This is a genomic window from Rossellomorea sedimentorum, from assembly GCF_046237645.1.
Classification (GTDB): Bacteria; Bacillota; Bacilli; order Bacillales; family Bacillaceae_B; genus Rossellomorea; species Rossellomorea sedimentorum.
Window position 1 is genome coordinate 2,393,233 of record NZ_CP143546.1, and the last position, 16,967, is coordinate 2,410,199.

At 41.4% G+C, this 16,967-nt stretch carries 19 protein-coding genes; 3 read left to right on the forward strand and 16 right to left on the reverse strand.

The genetic code is table 11. The features are described 5' to 3' along the window. Positions 1-97: 97 nt before the first annotated feature. Positions 98-556, reverse strand: coding sequence for an NUDIX domain-containing protein (locus V1502_RS11815; RefSeq protein WP_409250848.1), 459 nt, complete (start codon positions 554-556; stop codon positions 98-100). 113 nt (positions 557-669) lie between these two features. On the opposite strand from V1502_RS11815, the gene V1502_RS11820 reads away from it, so the two are divergent. Next, positions 670-1,425: a PAS domain S-box protein gene (locus V1502_RS11820; RefSeq protein ID WP_409250849.1), complete on the forward strand. Its 756-nt coding sequence runs from the start codon at positions 670-672 to the stop codon at positions 1,423-1,425. On the opposite strand, the gene V1502_RS11825 is transcribed toward V1502_RS11820, so the two are convergent. From V1502_RS11825 to V1502_RS11845, 5 genes are read right to left on the reverse strand one after another with little or no spacing between them, the layout of a single operon-like run. Beyond that, positions 1,422-1,808 carry an NUDIX hydrolase gene (locus V1502_RS11825; RefSeq protein ID WP_409250850.1) on the reverse strand — a complete coding sequence of 129 codons (387 nt, stop codon included), beginning with the start codon at positions 1,806-1,808 and terminating at the stop codon, positions 1,422-1,424. The genes V1502_RS11820 and V1502_RS11825 overlap by 4 nt on opposite strands. 3 nt (positions 1,809-1,811) lie before the next feature. Next, the gene (locus V1502_RS11830; protein ID WP_409250851.1) at positions 1,812-1,997 is read right to left on the reverse strand and encodes a DUF4083 family protein; all 186 of its coding nucleotides are present in this window, start codon (positions 1,995-1,997) and stop codon (positions 1,812-1,814) included. A 2-nt stretch (positions 1,998-1,999) separates the two neighbouring features. Beyond that, a complete protein-coding gene (locus tag V1502_RS11835; RefSeq protein WP_409250852.1) occupies positions 2,000-2,464 on the reverse strand; it encodes a GNAT family N-acetyltransferase in 465 nt (154 codons plus the stop codon). Further along, positions 2,457-2,942 (reverse strand): GNAT family N-acetyltransferase, encoded by a 486-nt coding sequence (locus V1502_RS11840; RefSeq protein WP_409250853.1) that lies wholly within the window; start codon positions 2,940-2,942, stop codon positions 2,457-2,459. The genes V1502_RS11835 and V1502_RS11840 overlap by 8 nt, the downstream gene beginning before the upstream one ends. After that, positions 2,939-3,118, reverse strand: a complete 180-nt coding sequence (locus V1502_RS11845; protein WP_409250854.1) for a hypothetical protein — start codon at positions 3,116-3,118, stop codon at positions 2,939-2,941. Before V1502_RS11845 ends, V1502_RS11840 begins: the two co-directional genes overlap by 4 nt. Positions 3,119-3,277: 159 nt before the next feature. Between V1502_RS11845 and V1502_RS11850 the strand changes: the two genes are divergently transcribed. Further along, complete coding sequence (locus V1502_RS11850; protein WP_409250855.1) at positions 3,278-3,817, forward strand: CBO0543 family protein; 540 nt, start codon at positions 3,278-3,280, stop codon at positions 3,815-3,817. Between the two features lie 28 nt (positions 3,818-3,845). Here the strand turns inward: V1502_RS11850 and V1502_RS11855 are convergent, their stop codons facing one another. From V1502_RS11855 to V1502_RS11880, 6 genes are all read right to left on the reverse strand, one after another. Further along, complete coding sequence (locus V1502_RS11855; RefSeq protein WP_409250856.1) at positions 3,846-4,154, reverse strand: YrhK family protein; 309 nt, start codon at positions 4,152-4,154, stop codon at positions 3,846-3,848. A 325-nt stretch (positions 4,155-4,479) separates the two neighbouring features. Next, entirely contained in the window at positions 4,480-5,475 is a 996-nt protein-coding gene (locus tag V1502_RS11860; protein WP_409254338.1) for a multidrug resistance efflux transporter family protein, read from the reverse strand. A gap of 276 nt (positions 5,476-5,751) precedes the next feature. Next, positions 5,752-6,654, reverse strand: coding sequence for an alpha/beta fold hydrolase (locus tag V1502_RS11865; protein ID WP_409250857.1), 903 nt, complete (start codon positions 6,652-6,654; stop codon positions 5,752-5,754). A gap of 125 nt (positions 6,655-6,779) precedes the next feature. Then, entirely contained in the window at positions 6,780-6,902 is a 123-nt protein-coding gene (locus V1502_RS11870) for a hypothetical protein (RefSeq protein WP_409250858.1), read from the reverse strand. Further along, entirely contained in the window at positions 6,892-7,104 is a 213-nt protein-coding gene (locus tag V1502_RS11875) for a hypothetical protein (RefSeq protein WP_409250859.1), read from the reverse strand. The genes V1502_RS11870 and V1502_RS11875 overlap by 11 nt, the downstream gene beginning before the upstream one ends. A 115-nt stretch (positions 7,105-7,219) precedes the next feature. Beyond that, positions 7,220-7,930, reverse strand: coding sequence for a class I SAM-dependent methyltransferase (locus V1502_RS11880; protein WP_409250860.1), 711 nt, complete (start codon positions 7,928-7,930; stop codon positions 7,220-7,222). A gap of 799 nt (positions 7,931-8,729) precedes the next feature. Here V1502_RS11880 and V1502_RS11885 point away from each other — a divergent pair. Then, positions 8,730-10,529 (forward strand): M3 family oligoendopeptidase, encoded by a 1,800-nt coding sequence (locus V1502_RS11885; RefSeq protein WP_409250861.1) that lies wholly within the window; start codon positions 8,730-8,732, stop codon positions 10,527-10,529. Positions 10,530-11,061: 532 nt separating this feature from the next. Here the strand turns inward: V1502_RS11885 and V1502_RS11890 are convergent. The 4 genes from V1502_RS11890 to V1502_RS11905 form a co-directional block, all read right to left on the reverse strand. Continuing rightward, positions 11,062-11,841 carry a protein phosphatase 2C domain-containing protein gene (locus tag V1502_RS11890; RefSeq protein ID WP_409250862.1) on the reverse strand — a complete coding sequence of 260 codons (780 nt, stop codon included), beginning with the start codon at positions 11,839-11,841 and terminating at the stop codon, positions 11,062-11,064. Positions 11,842-12,186: 345 nt separating this feature from the next. Continuing rightward, positions 12,187-12,612 (reverse strand): HIT family protein, encoded by a 426-nt coding sequence (locus V1502_RS11895; RefSeq protein ID WP_409250863.1) that lies wholly within the window; start codon positions 12,610-12,612, stop codon positions 12,187-12,189. A 46-nt stretch (positions 12,613-12,658) separates the two neighbouring features. Beyond that, positions 12,659-13,189: a GNAT family N-acetyltransferase gene (locus V1502_RS11900; protein ID WP_409250864.1), complete on the reverse strand. Its 531-nt coding sequence runs from the start codon at positions 13,187-13,189 to the stop codon at positions 12,659-12,661. Positions 13,190-13,273: 84 nt separating this feature from the next. Continuing rightward, entirely contained in the window at positions 13,274-16,354 is a 3,081-nt protein-coding gene (locus V1502_RS11905) for a GNAT family N-acetyltransferase (protein WP_409250865.1), read from the reverse strand. Positions 16,355-16,967 lie beyond the last annotated feature (613 nt).

Sequence of the window (16,967 nt, forward strand, 5' to 3'; positions counted from 1 at the left end):
CTGTGACAGCACTCTGTATAATCTTTCAAAAAAACCAGCAATTAAAGTCAGCTTACCTATGAACTTCAAGTGTTATAAATGCTGAGAATGTCATAAGTCACCTAGTAAACTGATTTTCTAAAGTCTGCAATAACCGATAATCCACCTCATCAATAACCCCGATCCCTTCCTCCCTATCCCACAGCATAATCTCCGAAGTCTCTTCATTCTCCTTAAAAGTCTGCAATTCTTTCAATGAACCTATAAAAATAGGGTTATATTTAAGTGTTCCATCTGCTTTTTTCACTTTCATCAATCCTTGAAAGGTCAGCTTAGCCGGAATCTGGCCGGTTTCTTCGTATAGCTCCCTCAGTGCACATTCGGCGGCTGTTTCATTCTGTTCTCGTTTCCCGGCAGGAATCTCCCATTGTTCCCTCCAGGAGTTATAGCACAAAAGTATTTTTCCTTCACAGATGATGACAGCAAACGAACCGGCAATGGGATGAAACCTGTGCAGCTCCTTTTCTTCAATAGAAAGGAAATCAAGAAACGTCCATCCATGATTCTTTAGAATCAATCAATTCACCCGCCTTTCATTAAAATATAGATGAGAAAAATCAGGAATCGCCCCTTGATGAATCCTGCCTAAAGCGTTAGGCTTACAAGTAGGAAGGAGTGACCATTTAGACTATGGATATTTCTCACATTGATTATCGTCAAATTATCGAATATTCACTTGATCCAATTGTCATTCACAGCAACCATAGGATCCTTTACATAAATAAAGCGGCTGAAGAATTTTTCAAAGGGCAGAGAGAGGACATTCTCGGTATGAGCCCTTTAGATATTTTTCAGGAATCCTCCAAAGCCGCCATTGCAAAAAGAATTCAATCAGCGTATGAAAGGCCTGCCGATGTAATCGAAGAAACCGTATACAGACTGGATGGGTCGACTGTGATGGTTGAACTGTACTGCCATCCTGCTAAAATCGGTGATATTAAAGGTATTCAAAGTTCTATGAAGGACATTACGCAACGAAAAGAAGATGAAAAGAAACACGCCGAAATGGTCCAGCAAGTCAATGCACTATCTTCTACATTAGTCCCTGTTTCCGAAGGAGTATCGGTCCTGCCGCTTGTGGGTTCATTTGATGAAGACCGTGCCATGCAACTTCTGGAAGATGTTCCGTTGAAAGCTCAACAACAAAATGTGGAGTGCTTGATCATCGATTTTTCAGGCATATACAATCTTGATACCGTCGTTACTAATTCCCTCTTTAAAATTATCGGTGTCATGTCCTTGCTTGGTGTGCATCCAATCATTACAGGACTCCGACCGGAATTAGCACAACTTGTAGCAAGAATTGGAGTCAATTTGGACTCAGCAGAAATCTTTTCAACAGTAAAGGACGCAATCCGGTACTGTTGGAGACTAAAAATCCACTAGTAGGCCTTGCTTATTTTCTTTGCCATTTCTGCAGGCCTGATATCAAGAGAGTGAAAGTCCTTCAGAGGAACCCAAATCGGTTTATAGGTGCCTCTGGAGGCTCCATTAAATTCTGCCGCCATTCCTTCCCCTATCTGCCCCTGCAAGATATCCGCAAAGAAATAATACTGCATTCCTCCTAAATGTATTGCAGCAATACATTTCTTCAGCTTCACCGTGACCCCTAATTCTTCATAGGCTTCCCGTTTGGCAGCCTCTTCAGGTGTCTCCCCCGGTTCAAACCCTCCACCCGGAAAAACATAGTACTCTTCTTCATTTTTCAGCCTCTGTATCAGAACAGCTCTTTCATTTTGTATAATCACTACTGCTCCTCTGTTTCTCATGGCTTACTTATCCTTTTCTTTCAGAAGACGATCAACTTTTTCTTCGATTCTATCCAAGCGTTGCGCGTTTTGCTTTTTTCTGCTGACTACTAAAAGAATCACTCCAGCAGGAACGGCTAAGAGAAGAATAAACATGATCAATTGAAATAGGATATCACCGACATTAAAGCTTGCTTGTAATAGAAACATCATTATTCTCCTTCTGATTCATATTCCATTTTTAGAAATTCGTATGTACTTCCATTCGTATCCTGCATAAAGGTTTTCACAGGCGAGAATCCGGCTTTTTCATAAACCCCGATCGCCCTCTTATTAAAAGTCGCGACAGAGAGTGATAGCTTACGAGGTTGATAGTTGGCAAAAGCAAATTTCATTCCTTCCAGGACAAATTCCAAGCCTCTTCCTTTACCGGTTAGTGTTGGTTTCATCCCTAATCCAATTTCAACCGACCCTGACTCAGAATTTTGAAAACAGTAGTACCCGATGATCTCTCCATTCTTTTCTACTGTGTAATACCCTGACCTGGCTGGATGAAGGAATTCTTCCAGGTCCTCCTGATCTTCTGTCATGTTGTAAAAGGAATATTCACCTTCATAATTCCAATGATAGGCAATTTCCTTTGCCGTTTCATCAGTCATGGGCAAAAATTTATACATTGGTAACACCCTTTTTGATCATTTTATAATTTGTCATCTCCACGCCTCTTCTACTAACCGTCTGGCTGAAGAGGACATGATATCCTTTTTTTTCAAAGAAAGGTCTAGCCGTAGTCCTCGCAAAGGTTACGATTTCATTCACATTATTATTCCGCGCCGCCTCCTCTATTTTATCCAGGAGCGCGGAGGCTGTTCCCTTGCCTTGGTACTCTTTATGTACATACAAACGATCCAGCAGCCCAGAAGGATCAATATCACCAAACCCTACAATCTTATTATCGATTACCGCTTTATAACTGAAATTTTTTTCAAACGAGCGGTTCCATTTTTCCCTGATTTCGGGAAGATCCTTCTTGGATACCCATGCATTCAACTGGGCATCGGTATAATCCCTGGCGTTCACACTATGAACTGTTTCATAAAACAGAGTAAGGATCTCATCTATATCCTGACTCCCGATTGCCATTACTTTTATCATTCATCACAGTCCTTTTTAGAGTGCTTTTTATCCCAAAGTATAAGCGGGCCAATCACAGCCATCGTACCCAGCACCCAGCCTGATAATTCAGGAAAAAAACCTCCTTCGTTATTGAAGAGTTGGATAAACAGGAAGCCCGCGACTGACCCGATTACGGTATACAGATATTTTTTCATGGTTGGCTTCCCTTCTTTCATGGTTTATATGTATAATGTTACCATTTAAGACCCTTGTTGTCTTCTCTCTCCAATGAATGAAGAAGTTTTCAGTTTTTGAAAGAAACACTACATAATCACCACTGACAATAGTCAAACTACAGATAGGAGGTGTGAAAAATGAAAAAGAAGAGAACTGCCGCTTCTGTTGCCTTTTTGTACATGACAACTCTGGCTGGAATCATTTTGCTTCCATTTGCCATCGTCAAACGGTCATTTAAAGATTGGCTCATCGTTTATTTGGTTGGTGTGCTGGGAAATTCACTGGCCGACCGGTACCTCGTTTCAAAGGGGTATCTGCGGTACAACATCAGGCCATATAAAGATACATTTAAAATTCACCTGCCTTTTGACTACATCCATTATCCGCTCATGCTACTTTATTACAACCAATGGACATTGAACAGCAAGCCTGCAGGTTTATTCTTTAAACTATTTCCATTTCTTATTCCTCAGGTTTTATTAGAAACTTTTGCTGAGAGAAAAACGAAATTGATTTCTTGGAGGAAAGGATGGACGTGGTATCACTCATTGATCTCACTAGTCATCAAACTCCTCCTTTGCAGAGGCATCATTGCTTTGATACGAATCATTAATGATGAATCCATATCAGTAAAAAAAACACCGTTTAATGAGGATCCACTACAAGATGGTCAATAAAAAAAACGCTTCCCGCTTTTGAGAAACGTTAATTATCATTATTCTTTAGGTCCTCTTCCGTAAATCTTTTCATGTGAATGTCGCGAAGGATGTGAATGAGCGCCCGAAAAATCATCATGAAGCTGCCTCCAAGAAAAAAGCTCGTGGCAAGGATCCTTTCAGCATCAGTTATGAATAAAATGCTGCCAATCATATATAAAATCCCCAACAGAGTATCGTTGAAGTAGCCAATAATCCGGTAACGGTTACCAATCACCATTTTCTTCTTCCTGCTTAAATGGATCTGTAGTGAATAGTCCTCAAACTTTTCCAAGCGGTTTTTCAATTTTTTAAACAAAAAATCACCTCTACTTGTTGCAAAATCATAATGCTGGGCATTATTCAGTTCATATTATCTTTTTTACCCGATGCTCCTCATTTTAAAATCTAATTTTGTAAGAAAATTGAATTACCACTATTTTCTTAGATGTAGATTGCCATATATAAAATTCCCTTTTAAAGGTGCATTACTGAAAAAAGAAACTTTCTTCTATAAAACCTTGCGTGATTAGCAGGTGTATAGTTCAACATCAAAATTAAAAAGGACGAAATCATAGGTGATTTCATCCTCAAATACTACTGCTAATTTTTTTAAGATTGTAGAACTCGATACTCACCAAATTCTACAATTTTATCCCTTTGCCTCTCGCGGAAACGAGCATATCCCCTTTTGCCTTAACTTCTAGTTTCCTGCTGTAGAAGCTGTGAATGAGCATACCCACAATAATGATAAACAGCCCGGCCATTGCCACGCCATTCGGGAAAGGAGCTGATAACAATAAAACTTCACCGATAATGACAAATAAGACTTGAGTGGATTGAGCTGCCTCAACAGCTGCCAGTTTCGTCTGACTTCCTCTTGCCTTATCTGTTGCAATAAAGAAAAGTGTCGTTGCAATGACTCCTGAAGAAATGGCGACTATGAAAGACTGAAGGACCTGATCACCTTTTGGAATCCCGGCTTCCACCAGGCCTACGGCAGCAATGACCACCCAGAAAGGAACAGTGGCGAGAGTCATCCCGAGTACCCTTTGAAAAGTATCCAGCCTGCCGCCGCACACTTCCATCATCTTCCGATTACCTAATGGATAAGCGATTGACGCCAGAAGGACTGGAAGTATCCCGACTACAAGCATATGCATGGTTATACCATTTGCTTGCTGCATTTGTATAAGGATGACGCCTGATAAGATCAGCAGAGATATAAGAAGTGCTTTCATCGGTACTTTTTGCCTTACCATAAGGGTTCCTGCTACCGTTTGCCGGGTTTCAAAAAAAAGAGGTCCAAGCAAGACACCGGCGACTATCGTCAACTGCCAAGTACCTGCAACGAGCCAACCAGGTCCATAAGAAGCTGCATAGGTTAACGGTCCATAAAATAAAACGAAACCGATGAAACTCCAACACAGCCAAGGAAGAGGTTTTCTGGCCATCTCCACGAACAATTGCTTAAGATTCTTTCTGGCCATAACAATGAGGAACAAAAACGGGACCATAAAGAAAAACCTTAAGGAAGAACTCCAAAGCCAGCTTCCACCCGATAGCTCCATTGAACGGTTTAAAATGAACGTTACGGCAAAAAACATTGAAGCCAGAATTCCAAGCAGGATCTCCCTCATGTGAACATCACTCATTCCTCATGTAAATATTAGTTAATTATAGTATATTGTTCAGTGACTGAATATACTTCCTCAAACCTCCAATTGGTTGTATGTTCCTAAGAATATAGGAGAATCGCAAACCATTTCCCAAAATGGCATCCCCATGAGTATAATTCCTAAGTTGTTTACACTTCCCGCAGATACAAAAAAAGAGACTTGTCCTCTAATCATTTTAATCTCGGGTGCTTACCATTCTAACGGGATCCCGAAAGAGTTGACCCCTTTTTCATTTTTTCATAAACCCAAAAACTCATTTGCAATTCTGGTAAACTCATCCGGTGTTTCGTAATGAGGAGAATGGCCGCACTTATTCACCGTATACACGCTTCCATTCTCTGTTTCTTTGAAAACGGCAATTTGTTCTTCACATGGAACAGGGTCATGGTCTCCCATCAGCAAAAGCATTTCATGCGGCAATTCTTTCAGAACAGGGAGCAATGACTTGAAGATCTCTCCTTCTTCTCTCAATCTATTGTAATGAATTTCTGAACGATCGAAGAAAGTTTCCCATTCCTCGTCTGTATAATAGGAATAGTCAACTCCGGAATTGAGATCGTATCTATAAATCTTCATTCTTTCTTCACCGAGTAAATCGCTGAATTCCATATACCTCTCCGTCAGTTCCCGGATGCTCACTGTTTCCTCAGTATTGGCCATTGCCAAGCAATCCCTTGCAGCATCATGATTACCGGCTTCTTTTAGCAGGGAGGCCGTTTTTCTTAATAGATTCCTTGAAGTCAGTTCAAAATCAAATGTTGGACCCTCAAGGATAATTTTATGTATGGATGCTGGAAATTCTGATGCATATAATACGCTTAAAAACCCTCCAAATGAATGGCCGATCAACGACCACATTGAGATTTTCATTTCTTTTCTTAGGGCTTCACAGTCTTCAATAATATCCATTAAACCAAAGGCTTCATCAGCTTTTATTCCCTCTGAACGGCAAACACCCCGCTGGTCAATGACCACCACTCTGAAATTCTCTCCCATTTTTTCAGCCTGGGCTTCCGAAAAGTCATAACAGCTTTCTCCAGGTCCTCCGTGCAAATATAAAACCGCCTCATTGTATGGAGATCCATACTCTTCCACATATAATTCTTTTTCTCTAATGTTCATCATTTTACCTGCTTTCATACTCTACCTCTTTCTAAAACTCGGTATTTTTTACTGATTTCCGCCTGGGCAAACCAGAGTTCAATTAGTTCATTAAAAAGCCATCCTCTTCGTAAAGCCTGCCCTCTACTCGGTCCAATCACTCCTCAACAATGAATAACTGAATTGATCATAGTATTTTCCTTTAACGCTTCCCTCGTACCATGAAAAACGGCCTTCATAATGATAAATAGCTGCAACCTTGTGATAATCATAAATTTAACGTTCATGGCCTTTCTCCTTCTCTTTGGCTTGATTCTTTTGAATAGAATCCAGGTCTGCAATAAAATAACAAAGACCAATAACCAAGGTAATCGAGGGAATTAACCATAACTTGGAGTTAAAAAGAGGAAGCACCTCTTTAGCTAAGAACCAAAGAAAAAACAGGAACAGGGATACAGATATGTATATAGAAGACACAATTCTGTTCACATCCATCCTCCTTTATGAATTTTCGGAATATACTTATATTAACATAATAACCTTCCTTTAATTGGATAATTTTTTTAAAAAAACTTCCGCCTGCTTTGACGGAAGCTCACTTTTATTATTCTTTTTTTTGAAATAAGGCTACTCTTAACCCTCCAACACCAAACACTTCTTTAGAATTTGGCAAGTCCTTCATCAGCCTGATTTCCACAGGTACAAATTGATCAAATATGGTTTTGAGTTTTTCTGCTGAATAGCCCAACCCGCCTTTCAAGCTCCTTAATCGGTATACATCCCAATCCGATATCTCGGCCCCGCCAAGCGGCCCTCCTTCCACAAAAGTGGTTAATGAAAAATAACCGCCCGGCTTCAATGCCTGCTCGACCAATTTTATATAATCCATTCTCCTATGTGGAGCAATGTGATGGAAACAACCAGAATCATAGACTAGGTCATACTCTTTCTCATGAGGGTTTAGGTTAAATATATTTTCTTTTACAAAATTTATATCAACCTGCTTTTCTTTCGCACGCTCCATCGCCCAACTTAAACCCTCTTGAGATGAATCAACAGCGTCGACTGTGAACCCCTTTTCTGCCAGGTATATGGCATTCCTGCCAGGACCGCATCCGAGTTCCAATACCTTTCCATTCGGTATGATACCTTCCTCTATGTAATTCACCAGATTTTCATCAGGAAGGTCTTTGAAGAACGGCACCCCCTTGTTTCTGTCTGTATAAAAGGTGTCCCAATCAAAACTTTTTTCTTCTTGAAGAAGCCCATCCAACATGTCCATAACATCCATTTCGTTCTTGATCAATTCCTTCATAAACCCTATCCCCTCTTTCTTTTTACCTGCTCTTCTATTTTACTAAAAGTAGCAGAAATGCCTGTTACAACAGTGTTAATAGTTCTATATTTTGTCGTGGATTGTAAGGGGCTACCTTTCCTCTAATACCTTTCTCAGGAACACCAGCATCCATAATTTTCACAGTAAATTGTATTTAAGTAATAAACACTGTAAAGGTCTTCATACCATTCAGAAAGGAAAATGAGTCCTTTAAAACCTTACGTTTCCAGGGCCGGCTCTATGTTTTATTACAAATATGACAAAAGTATTACGGCAGATATCCTGGGAGAATTCCAAATGATGTCCCCCGCTCCGCTAGCGAGGTACATGATCTAGGGAAAATCTCCAAATGATGCACTCCGCTATGCTAGCGAGGTACATAATCCCGGGAAAATCCCCCAATGATGTACCCCGCTACACTAGCGAGGTACAAAATCCCGGGAAAATCCCCCAATGATGTTCCCCGCAACGCTAGCGAGGGACATGATCCACGGGAAAATTCCCCAATGATGTACCCCGCTACGCTAGCGAGGGACATGATCTCGAGAACCCTCCCAAATGATGTCTCCCGCTCCGCTAGCGAGGTAAATGATCCAGGGAAAATTCCCAAATGATGCACCCCGTTACGCTAGTGAGGTACAAAATCCCGGGAAAATCCCCCAATGATGTTCCCCGCTACGCTAGCGGAATTCAGCCTGCAGTTGGATGAAAATTCTTAATTTTTAGGATACACTAAACAATGTGGAAGAGTTTAACAGATTAGCTGGGGGGATTGATTTTGGAAAGAACAATCAGTAAAAATTGGGACCTGGATTCGATTTATTCGGGGGGAAGTCAATCAGATGAATTGAACACGTTTATGAAACAGCTTGCGTTAACTATTAAAGAGATTCATTTAGAAATGGAAACTATCCAATCTCAAGGGAGTTTCTCGGTTAGGTCACTGGTAAATCTATTTAATAGAATACAGGATGTGATGGATGGAACCTTCCAAGTAGAAGAATTCTTAATTTGCCTTACGTCAAATGATGTTGAAGAACAGTCTGCGGGAAGGCTTGTTACCGAAAGTGCAAGGTTGAGAAGCTCTTTTGAAATTCTCTTGGGCGAGCTTGATCAACTTCTTTCTGCTATGCCGGAAGACCATTGGAACAACTTGATTAATCATGAAGATGTAAATCCGTATCGTTTCTTCCTTGAAGAGAGAAAACAGCAGGCGCAGGAGAAGCTGCCATTACCGATGGAAAAGCTGATTCACACACTCTCCGTCAATGGTTTTACTGCTTGGGAAAATTATTATGACCAGAAGATAGCCAAGTTTAGAATTCCCGTTGAGAAAGATGGAGAAGTGAAGCAAATGACCTTCATGGAGGCCTATTTTAAAGTATTGACTGCCACTGACAGAAATTATAAGCAACGGGTTATGGATGCCTATAATCAATCATGTGAAGAAGCAGCAGATACATACGCGTCGATCTTGAATCATATTTCCGGTTTCCGCCTTGATGTTTATGAGCAGCGGCGTTGGGACAATGTTTTGAAGGAAGCACTTGATCAAAACCGGATAGAACAGAGAAGCTTGAACATGATGTTGGGTGCCATTAGGTCAAATTATGATTCCCTTCGCCGATTTTTAAAAAGAAAAGCGGAACTTTCCAAAGTAGAAAAACTGAAGTGGTTTGAGATACCTGCGAATACCTTCACCTCTGAAAAAATATTCTCCTACGAAGAAGCCAGGGAAATCATTGTCAACCAATTCCACCAGTTCAGCGAAAAGCTTGGCAGTTTTGCCGATAAAGCTTTTGAAGAGGGGTGGATTGAAGCGGAGGATCGTCCGAATAAAGCTGGCGGAGCGTTCTGTGCTTCCATGCCCTTGAAACAAGAAAGCCGAATCCTTATGACATTCAAAGGGAGTTATCACGATGTAATTACTCTCGCCCATGAACTCGGCCATGCCTATCATAATTACATTTTAGATGAGCTGCCTGCCTTCTCACGCAAAAAGGGAACCAGCGTGGCAGAAACAGCCTCAACATTTTGTGAAAACCTTGTTCTGGATGCTGCTCTTTTAAAAGCAGAAGACAAAACAGAACGCTTGTCATTGCTGGAGTTCAAGATTACGGCCGGAGTGACCTACCTTGGATTAATTCCCTCCCGGTTTCATTTTGAGCAAGCATTTTATGAGAAACGGAAACAAGGCTTATTGACCGGAAAGAAAATCTCCGCCTTAATGGCAGCAGCCGAGACAGAGATTTACGGAGATTATGTTGAGGGAGTACATGATCACAGCTGGATTACTACCTCTCATTTTTACAGTACCGAAAAGCCATTCTATAACATCCCTTATACCATCGGCTATCTTTTCAGCAACGGAGTCTACTCTCTCGCTAAAAAGCATGGAAATTCATTCATAGATCAATATGACGACCTTCTAAGAAATTCAGGCCGTATGACAGTCGAGCAGCTGGCGGAAAGTTATCTCCATGAAGACCTGCATGAAGAAACATTCTGGCAGGCAGCTATACAGCCCATGGTGGAAGCAATCGATGAATATATAGAATTGTCAGAGGATCTTCTATAATTTTTTTATGCTTTGTAGCTTTAGGATATTGACTTTTATAGCAGCAAAGTTTCAGTAAAGGGCCTATTAGAAATCCCGGAAACCGATTTGTTTCCGGGATTTCGTTTTATTCTATCCTGTAATTAATACCTTCTGGGTCTGCATGACGAGAAGACATCGCCTTGGAATCCAGAGGCCGTAACGGACGACTTCAAAATTTCCCTATCGTTATACCTCACTCCGTTTTAAAAGAAGATCTCCCTCATAGAGTGAAAATCCCAAAAAAATAAACCAACTTGAGAATATTAGAAGAGTGAGAATTAAAGATGCTAATTTTCATGATTACTTCTCTTTATTCAACCCTTTTGCTGCTCAATCTCATCAATATATCTCCCACTCCCATCGCTATCCCGGCATTCAGCATACCAAAAAGTGAGACCAGAAACAGCCCCCCATCATATTCTCATATAAAATTCATAATCAAGAAGATGAAGCTGCCAGCAAAAAAGACTAAACCGAAAAGAAACAAAAAACTTGCCAATTGATCACTTCCTTAATTACTCGGCCATGTTGCCTCATAAGTATTGGGGATTCTCCACGAGAGAATCGTCGTGCTGTCTCTTACATTATTTTCACGGATGGTTGATAAAAGCTTTTCAACCCCCATTAGGTTTGTTACTCCATTAAAAGCGGAAAATATAATTTCAGGACGTTCAAACTCTGTCCCTGGACAATCTGTGAGGCCGTCAGTTGTTAGAAAAATATGATTGGTACCTTTTCTCAACTCTTTAGTCCCGGTACTGTAACAGGGAACAGACTTATTAAAAGTACTTTCCCGGCCTACCCACTCAAAAAAACTGCGGTGGTTCTGCTGATACTCACCAAGCCCAGATAACTCGGGATGATGTAGATGAAGAATACAATCGCCGACTGAAAACCATGACAGGAAGTTTTCTTTCCGTATGACAAAAAGGCATGCTGTCTCTCCCTTGATGGTTCTACAGGCACTCTGAAACGATTGTCCATTGAATGTCTTAAGAATCAAATCATTGATTTGTTGGAATGCCGATTCACATTCCAAAGCCATAATTTCTGCAATTGTTTCTTTTTGTTGATAGATTTCAGAAACGACCAGTTGAGCACTTTCAGCCGTGTCATGAGCATCCAGAAGAATGGCAAACTCCCAATCCTTTTCCTCATCAATCCAAAGCAGGCAGCCGTCTTCATTTTTGCTTTGCCCTGCAGTTGAGTTTCCACCGAAGTGTCCGACTACTACTCTATCAATCTCCACGATGTGAACCTGTCCACAAAGGCGTTTTCTGATCCTACCCATTTGTATTCTTTTATCATATTCAGCCTCATGTTCTTTGTATTTTTAAATCTCCGGGTTCCTCACAGAATAAATTACTGAATAAAGAATTATTAATCAACAGCTACCTGCATACAAGACTTTATTAGTAGGACATTCTTGGGTTTCTTATTCAGTTACCTACTAATCGACCCTTGATTGGTGGGTAACTTTCATATATCACGAATCGACCTACCAATTACTGCAATATTTGCAGGTGACTCTTGTTTTTTAAATCAGTTACATACAAATAGGCTGCAAATCCCTTTGTCCCGTGCTGAGCATTACGAATTCTATGCTGCTTAGGCAGGCGGTTCGCAGATATAATAATCACTTCGACCGCGAATTGACTCCTCTTACCGGTCTCTTGTTTTCCGGCTGTTTCAGCCAATAGCGAAACCCTCTTCCAGCTAATGGTTCGTCATCATAGCGAGGGATTACATGAAGATGACTATGAAAAATAGATTGATTGGAAACTTCGCCTACGTTCCATCCAAGTGTGTACCCATCAGGAGAATATTTCTCGTCAAGATATTTTTTTGCCCTTTGTAACAAGTCATATGTATCATTCCACTCTTTCCTTGTCAGTTCAAAAGCGTTCTCATGGTGTTGTTTTGGAACAATGACCCCCGAGCCTTCAAGGACGTCCTGATGGTCAATATGTTGAAGGAAAAAGCAATTTTCGTTTTCAAATATAATCTTTTGTCTAGGATCCATCAGCGGTTTGCAAAAAGGACAATATTTATCGAGCGTCATTTCCTTACTCCTCCTGCTTTTTTGAAGTATTGACAATTAGAAACCCTCATAGCACTATCTCATATTTAGAATGTTTCCCATATACATCAGCAATCCCCTTCAGAGAACATTGACGTTGATAATAACTATTCAATCCTTCATTGCTATTCAGGCAGTCGAACCGGATATATTTTTTCTCTCTTCCCCTTACATGTTTCTTTGCCCATTCCATTAAGGCATCACCTATTCCACGGCCGGCAAAATTTCTATTTACAACAAGCCGGTGAAGGTAAACGACGTCAGTTTGAGCCGATTCCTCGCCCCATATTTCCCTGTCCCAATCGCCGGGATTCTCTTCAAGTATAACCGATGCAGCTGCCAACCCGTCTTGTTCTAGAAGATATGTACTTTGGTTTTTGATGGATTCCAGCACTTCTTCTGTATTAGCCTCTAAATCCGTCATATAGTAATCCCATTGTGATGTTCCTTTTGTCTGCAGCCATTCAGCGGCTCCCACCAGCAAACTTAAAATCTTTTCTTTATCTTCTTCCCTGGCTTTCCTCAAATTGAACATCTGGTCTTTCACATGAAGTTTCATCCTTATTCCTCCTATGCAAAATGGGTGAGGGACAGAACCCTGTAATGAAGATGCAGCAGGGTTCTGTCCCTTTTTTGTGAATGACTATTTGAACCTGAGATTTTTAAGGGGTTTAAGGGATTTTGAGTAATCCTCTTCCCCAATCAGCAGGATGGTCGGTTTCGTGGTGTAGGTCTCTCCACTTGATGCTGACCATTCCTCTGTGGATGCCACGACAAAGACTTCCTGATTCATATAAAGTTCAGACAATCTGCGGGATGCAGGGTGAATGACGTTGACCTTGTTTCTCCATTCTTCCGACCCCACAGTTACAAATTCTGTGTCCCCGAGCAAGAACTCCTCAATACCCGCATAATACTTCTCAACTACTCCTTCAGAAGGCACTTTCGCAAAGCATGAAGCAAGTTCATCCCCCGGTTTGAAAAATGCTTCTAAATCGAGCAGTTGTCCTTTGAACGTACGGCCGGAGTTTTGAAGCACTTCTCCGTAGCAAGCGAGTACAGGCACCTCAGGAAGAGTAAGAGCATATTGCTTTAAGATCGTTCCTTTCATAGTCTCATGTTCAGTAAACTCAGTCGTCAGGCAGAGTCCTGTCCAAGTATGGCCATTTTGGTCGATTCTGCTAACCCTTTCCACCGTGGTTGTCTCTTTCATCATTGAGTATGGGCTGACATTCTGGAAGTAATAGCGTATGCCGCCGCCCCACGGATTCCACCATGCCTTTGGTCCTGCAACAGGATATTGATTGTGCAAGGCTTCTTTTCCTTCCACCATTAAGGAATAGATACCAGGAAAATAAGCAGGGGAGGCTTTAAATGAAAGCACACCGTTTTCGACTGACCAGTCACCGCTGTTTTCTTCCACCCTGACATCCTTACTGCCTTTTACAAGCTGAATGGATTGCAGCATTGCTTTTTGCCCCGGTGTAATAAAGCTTCCCTCAATGGATTTCACTCCCGAAGAGTTGTGTTCCACCTGAAGGTCAATATGCGTTACTTCATCTTCTTTTTTGGCTGCGCCTTCATACTTTTCACCTTCACTGCTCAGTCTTAAGCTTCCGTGAACATACGGAGTCAACATAGACCTGAATGAGTACTCCACTGTTTCCCCGACAGTAGTAACAAAATCTTCATTTTTAGCTTGAAGAGCATACAAGGGCTGTTCCTTCATTTCAGGTGCGTCTTCCCCTACTATAAATTCCCGCCAATGTCTCCATGTAGGGAAAGTGTTTATGGCAGTTGCAACTGGGCCGAAGCAGATTTCCTCTTGCGGCTGAATTTCATCAACATTATATTCAACCCCAAAACGCCAGTCATCTTTCCTGCCGGTGGCTGTTTCAGGCCAGGATAACCCAGTCGTATCTCCTTGATTTCCTTTGATGAAAAGCCAGTTTTCCGAAATCTCTTTATCTTTAATATAGTCAATAAACGGGATGGATGCCTCTGTTCCTACTAAAGCTCCATCCTTTTGGGGAAGGGCCATGCCTTTGAACTGTGGGTATACAGGCTGAAGGAGATAAATATCCTTATGAACCTCAGTTCCTTTGTTGACTATTTCATGACTCATTTCAATATAGCCGTCCCCGAAGATTGTCAGGTAAGTATTCAGAGTAATGGAAGGAAAGGCATCAGAATCCAGGGAAGTTTTCATCACGAAACCTTCGACTAATTCTATGAATTCAATGGCAGTGGCTTCCTTTTTCGAAAATTCCTCACTGAATGGTTTCCCGAGTTTAGGTGAAAAGAATGTTAAGGCCTCTCCCGAAGAATAGATGGATCCCACTTTCACTATATGATTGCGCTTTTCCACTTCAACGTAATATGGACCATTATAACCATACCAGTGTTCTTCTGTCTCACCGCCAAACTTACTTCCGTAGCCCGGGAATGCCAATGCCAGTTTGGCTTTAAATTTGATAGGCTGCTGATTCTCACGCGATACAAGCACGTCTATTTCTTCTGATAAAAAATCATTGGTTAATAGTTTGACAGGAATCGGATAAGCAGTTCTTTCTTTTCCTTTCAAAACAGCCTCTATTTCTTTTCGTTCCCACTTCACAACAGGATTGTCCGGCAAATGAATAGAAAATGTGCACTCTTCATCGAGCTGGTTTTCAATATCGAGATGAACCAATCCTCTTTGCCTTGCTCTCCAGTTCTTTTTAGTGGAACGGACGAATACTTTACCAGCCTGCCTTGGAAACACCCCTACTTTAAACGGGAACTCCATCCCATGAATGTTCACGGTAGAGCTGACTGCAGGATGGGTTTTCCATGGGCTTGGCTCGCTGTCAGGCATGGAAAGACTAACTGGAAACTCTCCCGTCCATTCTTCATTCACTGTGAATGATTGTTGAAAAGAATGATCAACAATTTCATTCGCATTTCCTGATAAGGAAACATTAAGCGGTTCCCCTGTTTTGTTCATAACCTTGTAGGTTACAGGGTGCTGCTCTTTTTCCAGCAGCTTAAATCCCGGTAAGCTGACTTCCACCAGCAAATCCTGGGTTTCTATTAACCGGATGCCTCGCCCTGTTCGTTCGATCTGCACCCGGACAAACTCATCGCCTGCCTGCCACTTGTATTCAAAGCACGTATGATCTTGTACTTTTACTCCATCAGGCTTTACTGTAATTTCGCGCTGGCTGGTACTGTACCAGTCATGTTTTTCAAAGAAAGGACGCAGCCATTCGATCTGCATGACCAGTGGGATAAAATTCATTAAATGAGTACTATCGTCTCTTTCTTCCCAAAAGAAGCCGCACTTTTTATAAAGCGGCACAGCCTTGGTGTTACCGGGCCATGTGAACAGGTCCAAACGGGGCCAATTTAATTCTATCGTTTTCTCCAAAGCCTTTAAGACAAGCTGCTTGCCAATTTTCAGCCCTTGATAGGCAGGATGCACATTCAACAATGGAATGTATAACGCCCCGGTGTCTTCACGGTATTGAGACAGTCCGCAGTAGCCGACAACCTCTTCCCCTGCCATAGCCAGAAATAAATGGAGATTAGTAGAGTTTGCCTCTTTTTCTATGACTTCCTGCTCGGTCGTGATTGTCGAATCTCCGCCCCAGTTTTCCCGGCTTTCATTCCACATTTTCGCAATTCCTTTTGCTAAACCTTCATGGTATTCTACTATTTTCACTTGTTCTGCTGTCGTTTTCATATAATCCCCCTGTGCTACGTTTTTATTGACCTTTCCTCACTTTTTTTAATTTCCAGAATGATATCGTTAAATTTAATCATCCTCTTCTCCTCCTTTCGAAATAGTAATTGGAAAATATTACTGCACATCCACAGTTTAAAATGATATGACGAAGATGTAAAGAATATTCCCATTTAACAGTTAATTCACGTTATGACCACACTCTCAATTTGTATGCCGATTTCGTTTATATAATGGACACCTGGGCATACACCCAACCAATTTAGGTTCTTTTATTCTACCTGCCTTACGAGAACTGCTGATTGTAACGCCTATTCCATCTCCTAATTAAACCTTGACTCTGCGAGATTTCGAAAAACAAAACAGACTCAAGACCAGGCACAACACACTCACAGCCCAAGTCATTCCTGCCATGCCGACCCTAAGCGAAATTTCCTCCGATACCATTGTGTGCTCACCCCTATAATTTATCGCTTGGATGAAAATATAGACAGCAGCCGAAAAAATGAAAAAATGTACGAGCATCCAGAGGTATCCCCAAGAATTACTTCTTCGTCCTTAACCAAAGAAATAGGACACACAGGATCGCTCCTCCCATGACGATTGAAAATCC

Coding starts and splice junctions, on each gene's coding strand:
- V1502_RS11835 (WP_409250852.1), bottom strand. CDS start 2,464: ATGTATAAATTTTTGCCCATGACTGATGAAACGGCAAAGGAAATTGCC.
- V1502_RS11820 (WP_409250849.1), top strand. CDS start 670: ATGGATATTTCTCACATTGATTATCGTCAAATTATCGAATATTCACTT.
- V1502_RS11870 (WP_409250858.1), bottom strand. CDS start 6,902: ATGAACGTTAAATTTATGATTATCACAAGGTTGCAGCTATTTATCATT.
- V1502_RS11865 (WP_409250857.1), bottom strand. CDS start 6,654: ATGAAAGCAGGTAAAATGATGAACATTAGAGAAAAAGAATTATATGTG.
- V1502_RS11825 (WP_409250850.1), bottom strand. CDS start 1,808: ATGAGAAACAGAGGAGCAGTAGTGATTATACAAAATGAAAGAGCTGTT.
- V1502_RS11845 (WP_409250854.1), bottom strand. CDS start 3,118: ATGAAAAAATATCTGTATACCGTAATCGGGTCAGTCGCGGGCTTCCTG.
- V1502_RS11830 (WP_409250851.1), bottom strand. CDS start 1,997: ATGTTTCTATTACAAGCAAGCTTTAATGTCGGTGATATCCTATTTCAA.
- V1502_RS11860 (WP_409254338.1), bottom strand. CDS start 5,475: ATGAGGGAGATCCTGCTTGGAATTCTGGCTTCAATGTTTTTTGCCGTA.
- V1502_RS11890 (WP_409250862.1), bottom strand. CDS start 11,841: ATGGGTAGGATCAGAAAACGCCTTTGTGGACAGGTTCACATCGTGGAG.
- V1502_RS11840 (WP_409250853.1), bottom strand. CDS start 2,942: ATGATAAAAGTAATGGCAATCGGGAGTCAGGATATAGATGAGATCCTT.
- V1502_RS11880 (WP_409250860.1), bottom strand. CDS start 7,930: ATGAAGGAATTGATCAAGAACGAAATGGATGTTATGGACATGTTGGAT.
- V1502_RS11905 (WP_409250865.1), bottom strand. CDS start 16,354: ATGAAAACGACAGCAGAACAAGTGAAAATAGTAGAATACCATGAAGGT.
- V1502_RS11900 (WP_409250864.1), bottom strand. CDS start 13,189: ATGAAACTTCATGTGAAAGACCAGATGTTCAATTTGAGGAAAGCCAGG.
- V1502_RS11895 (WP_409250863.1), bottom strand. CDS start 12,612: ATGACGCTCGATAAATATTGTCCTTTTTGCAAACCGCTGATGGATCCT.
- V1502_RS11850 (WP_409250855.1), top strand. CDS start 3,278: ATGAAAAAGAAGAGAACTGCCGCTTCTGTTGCCTTTTTGTACATGACA.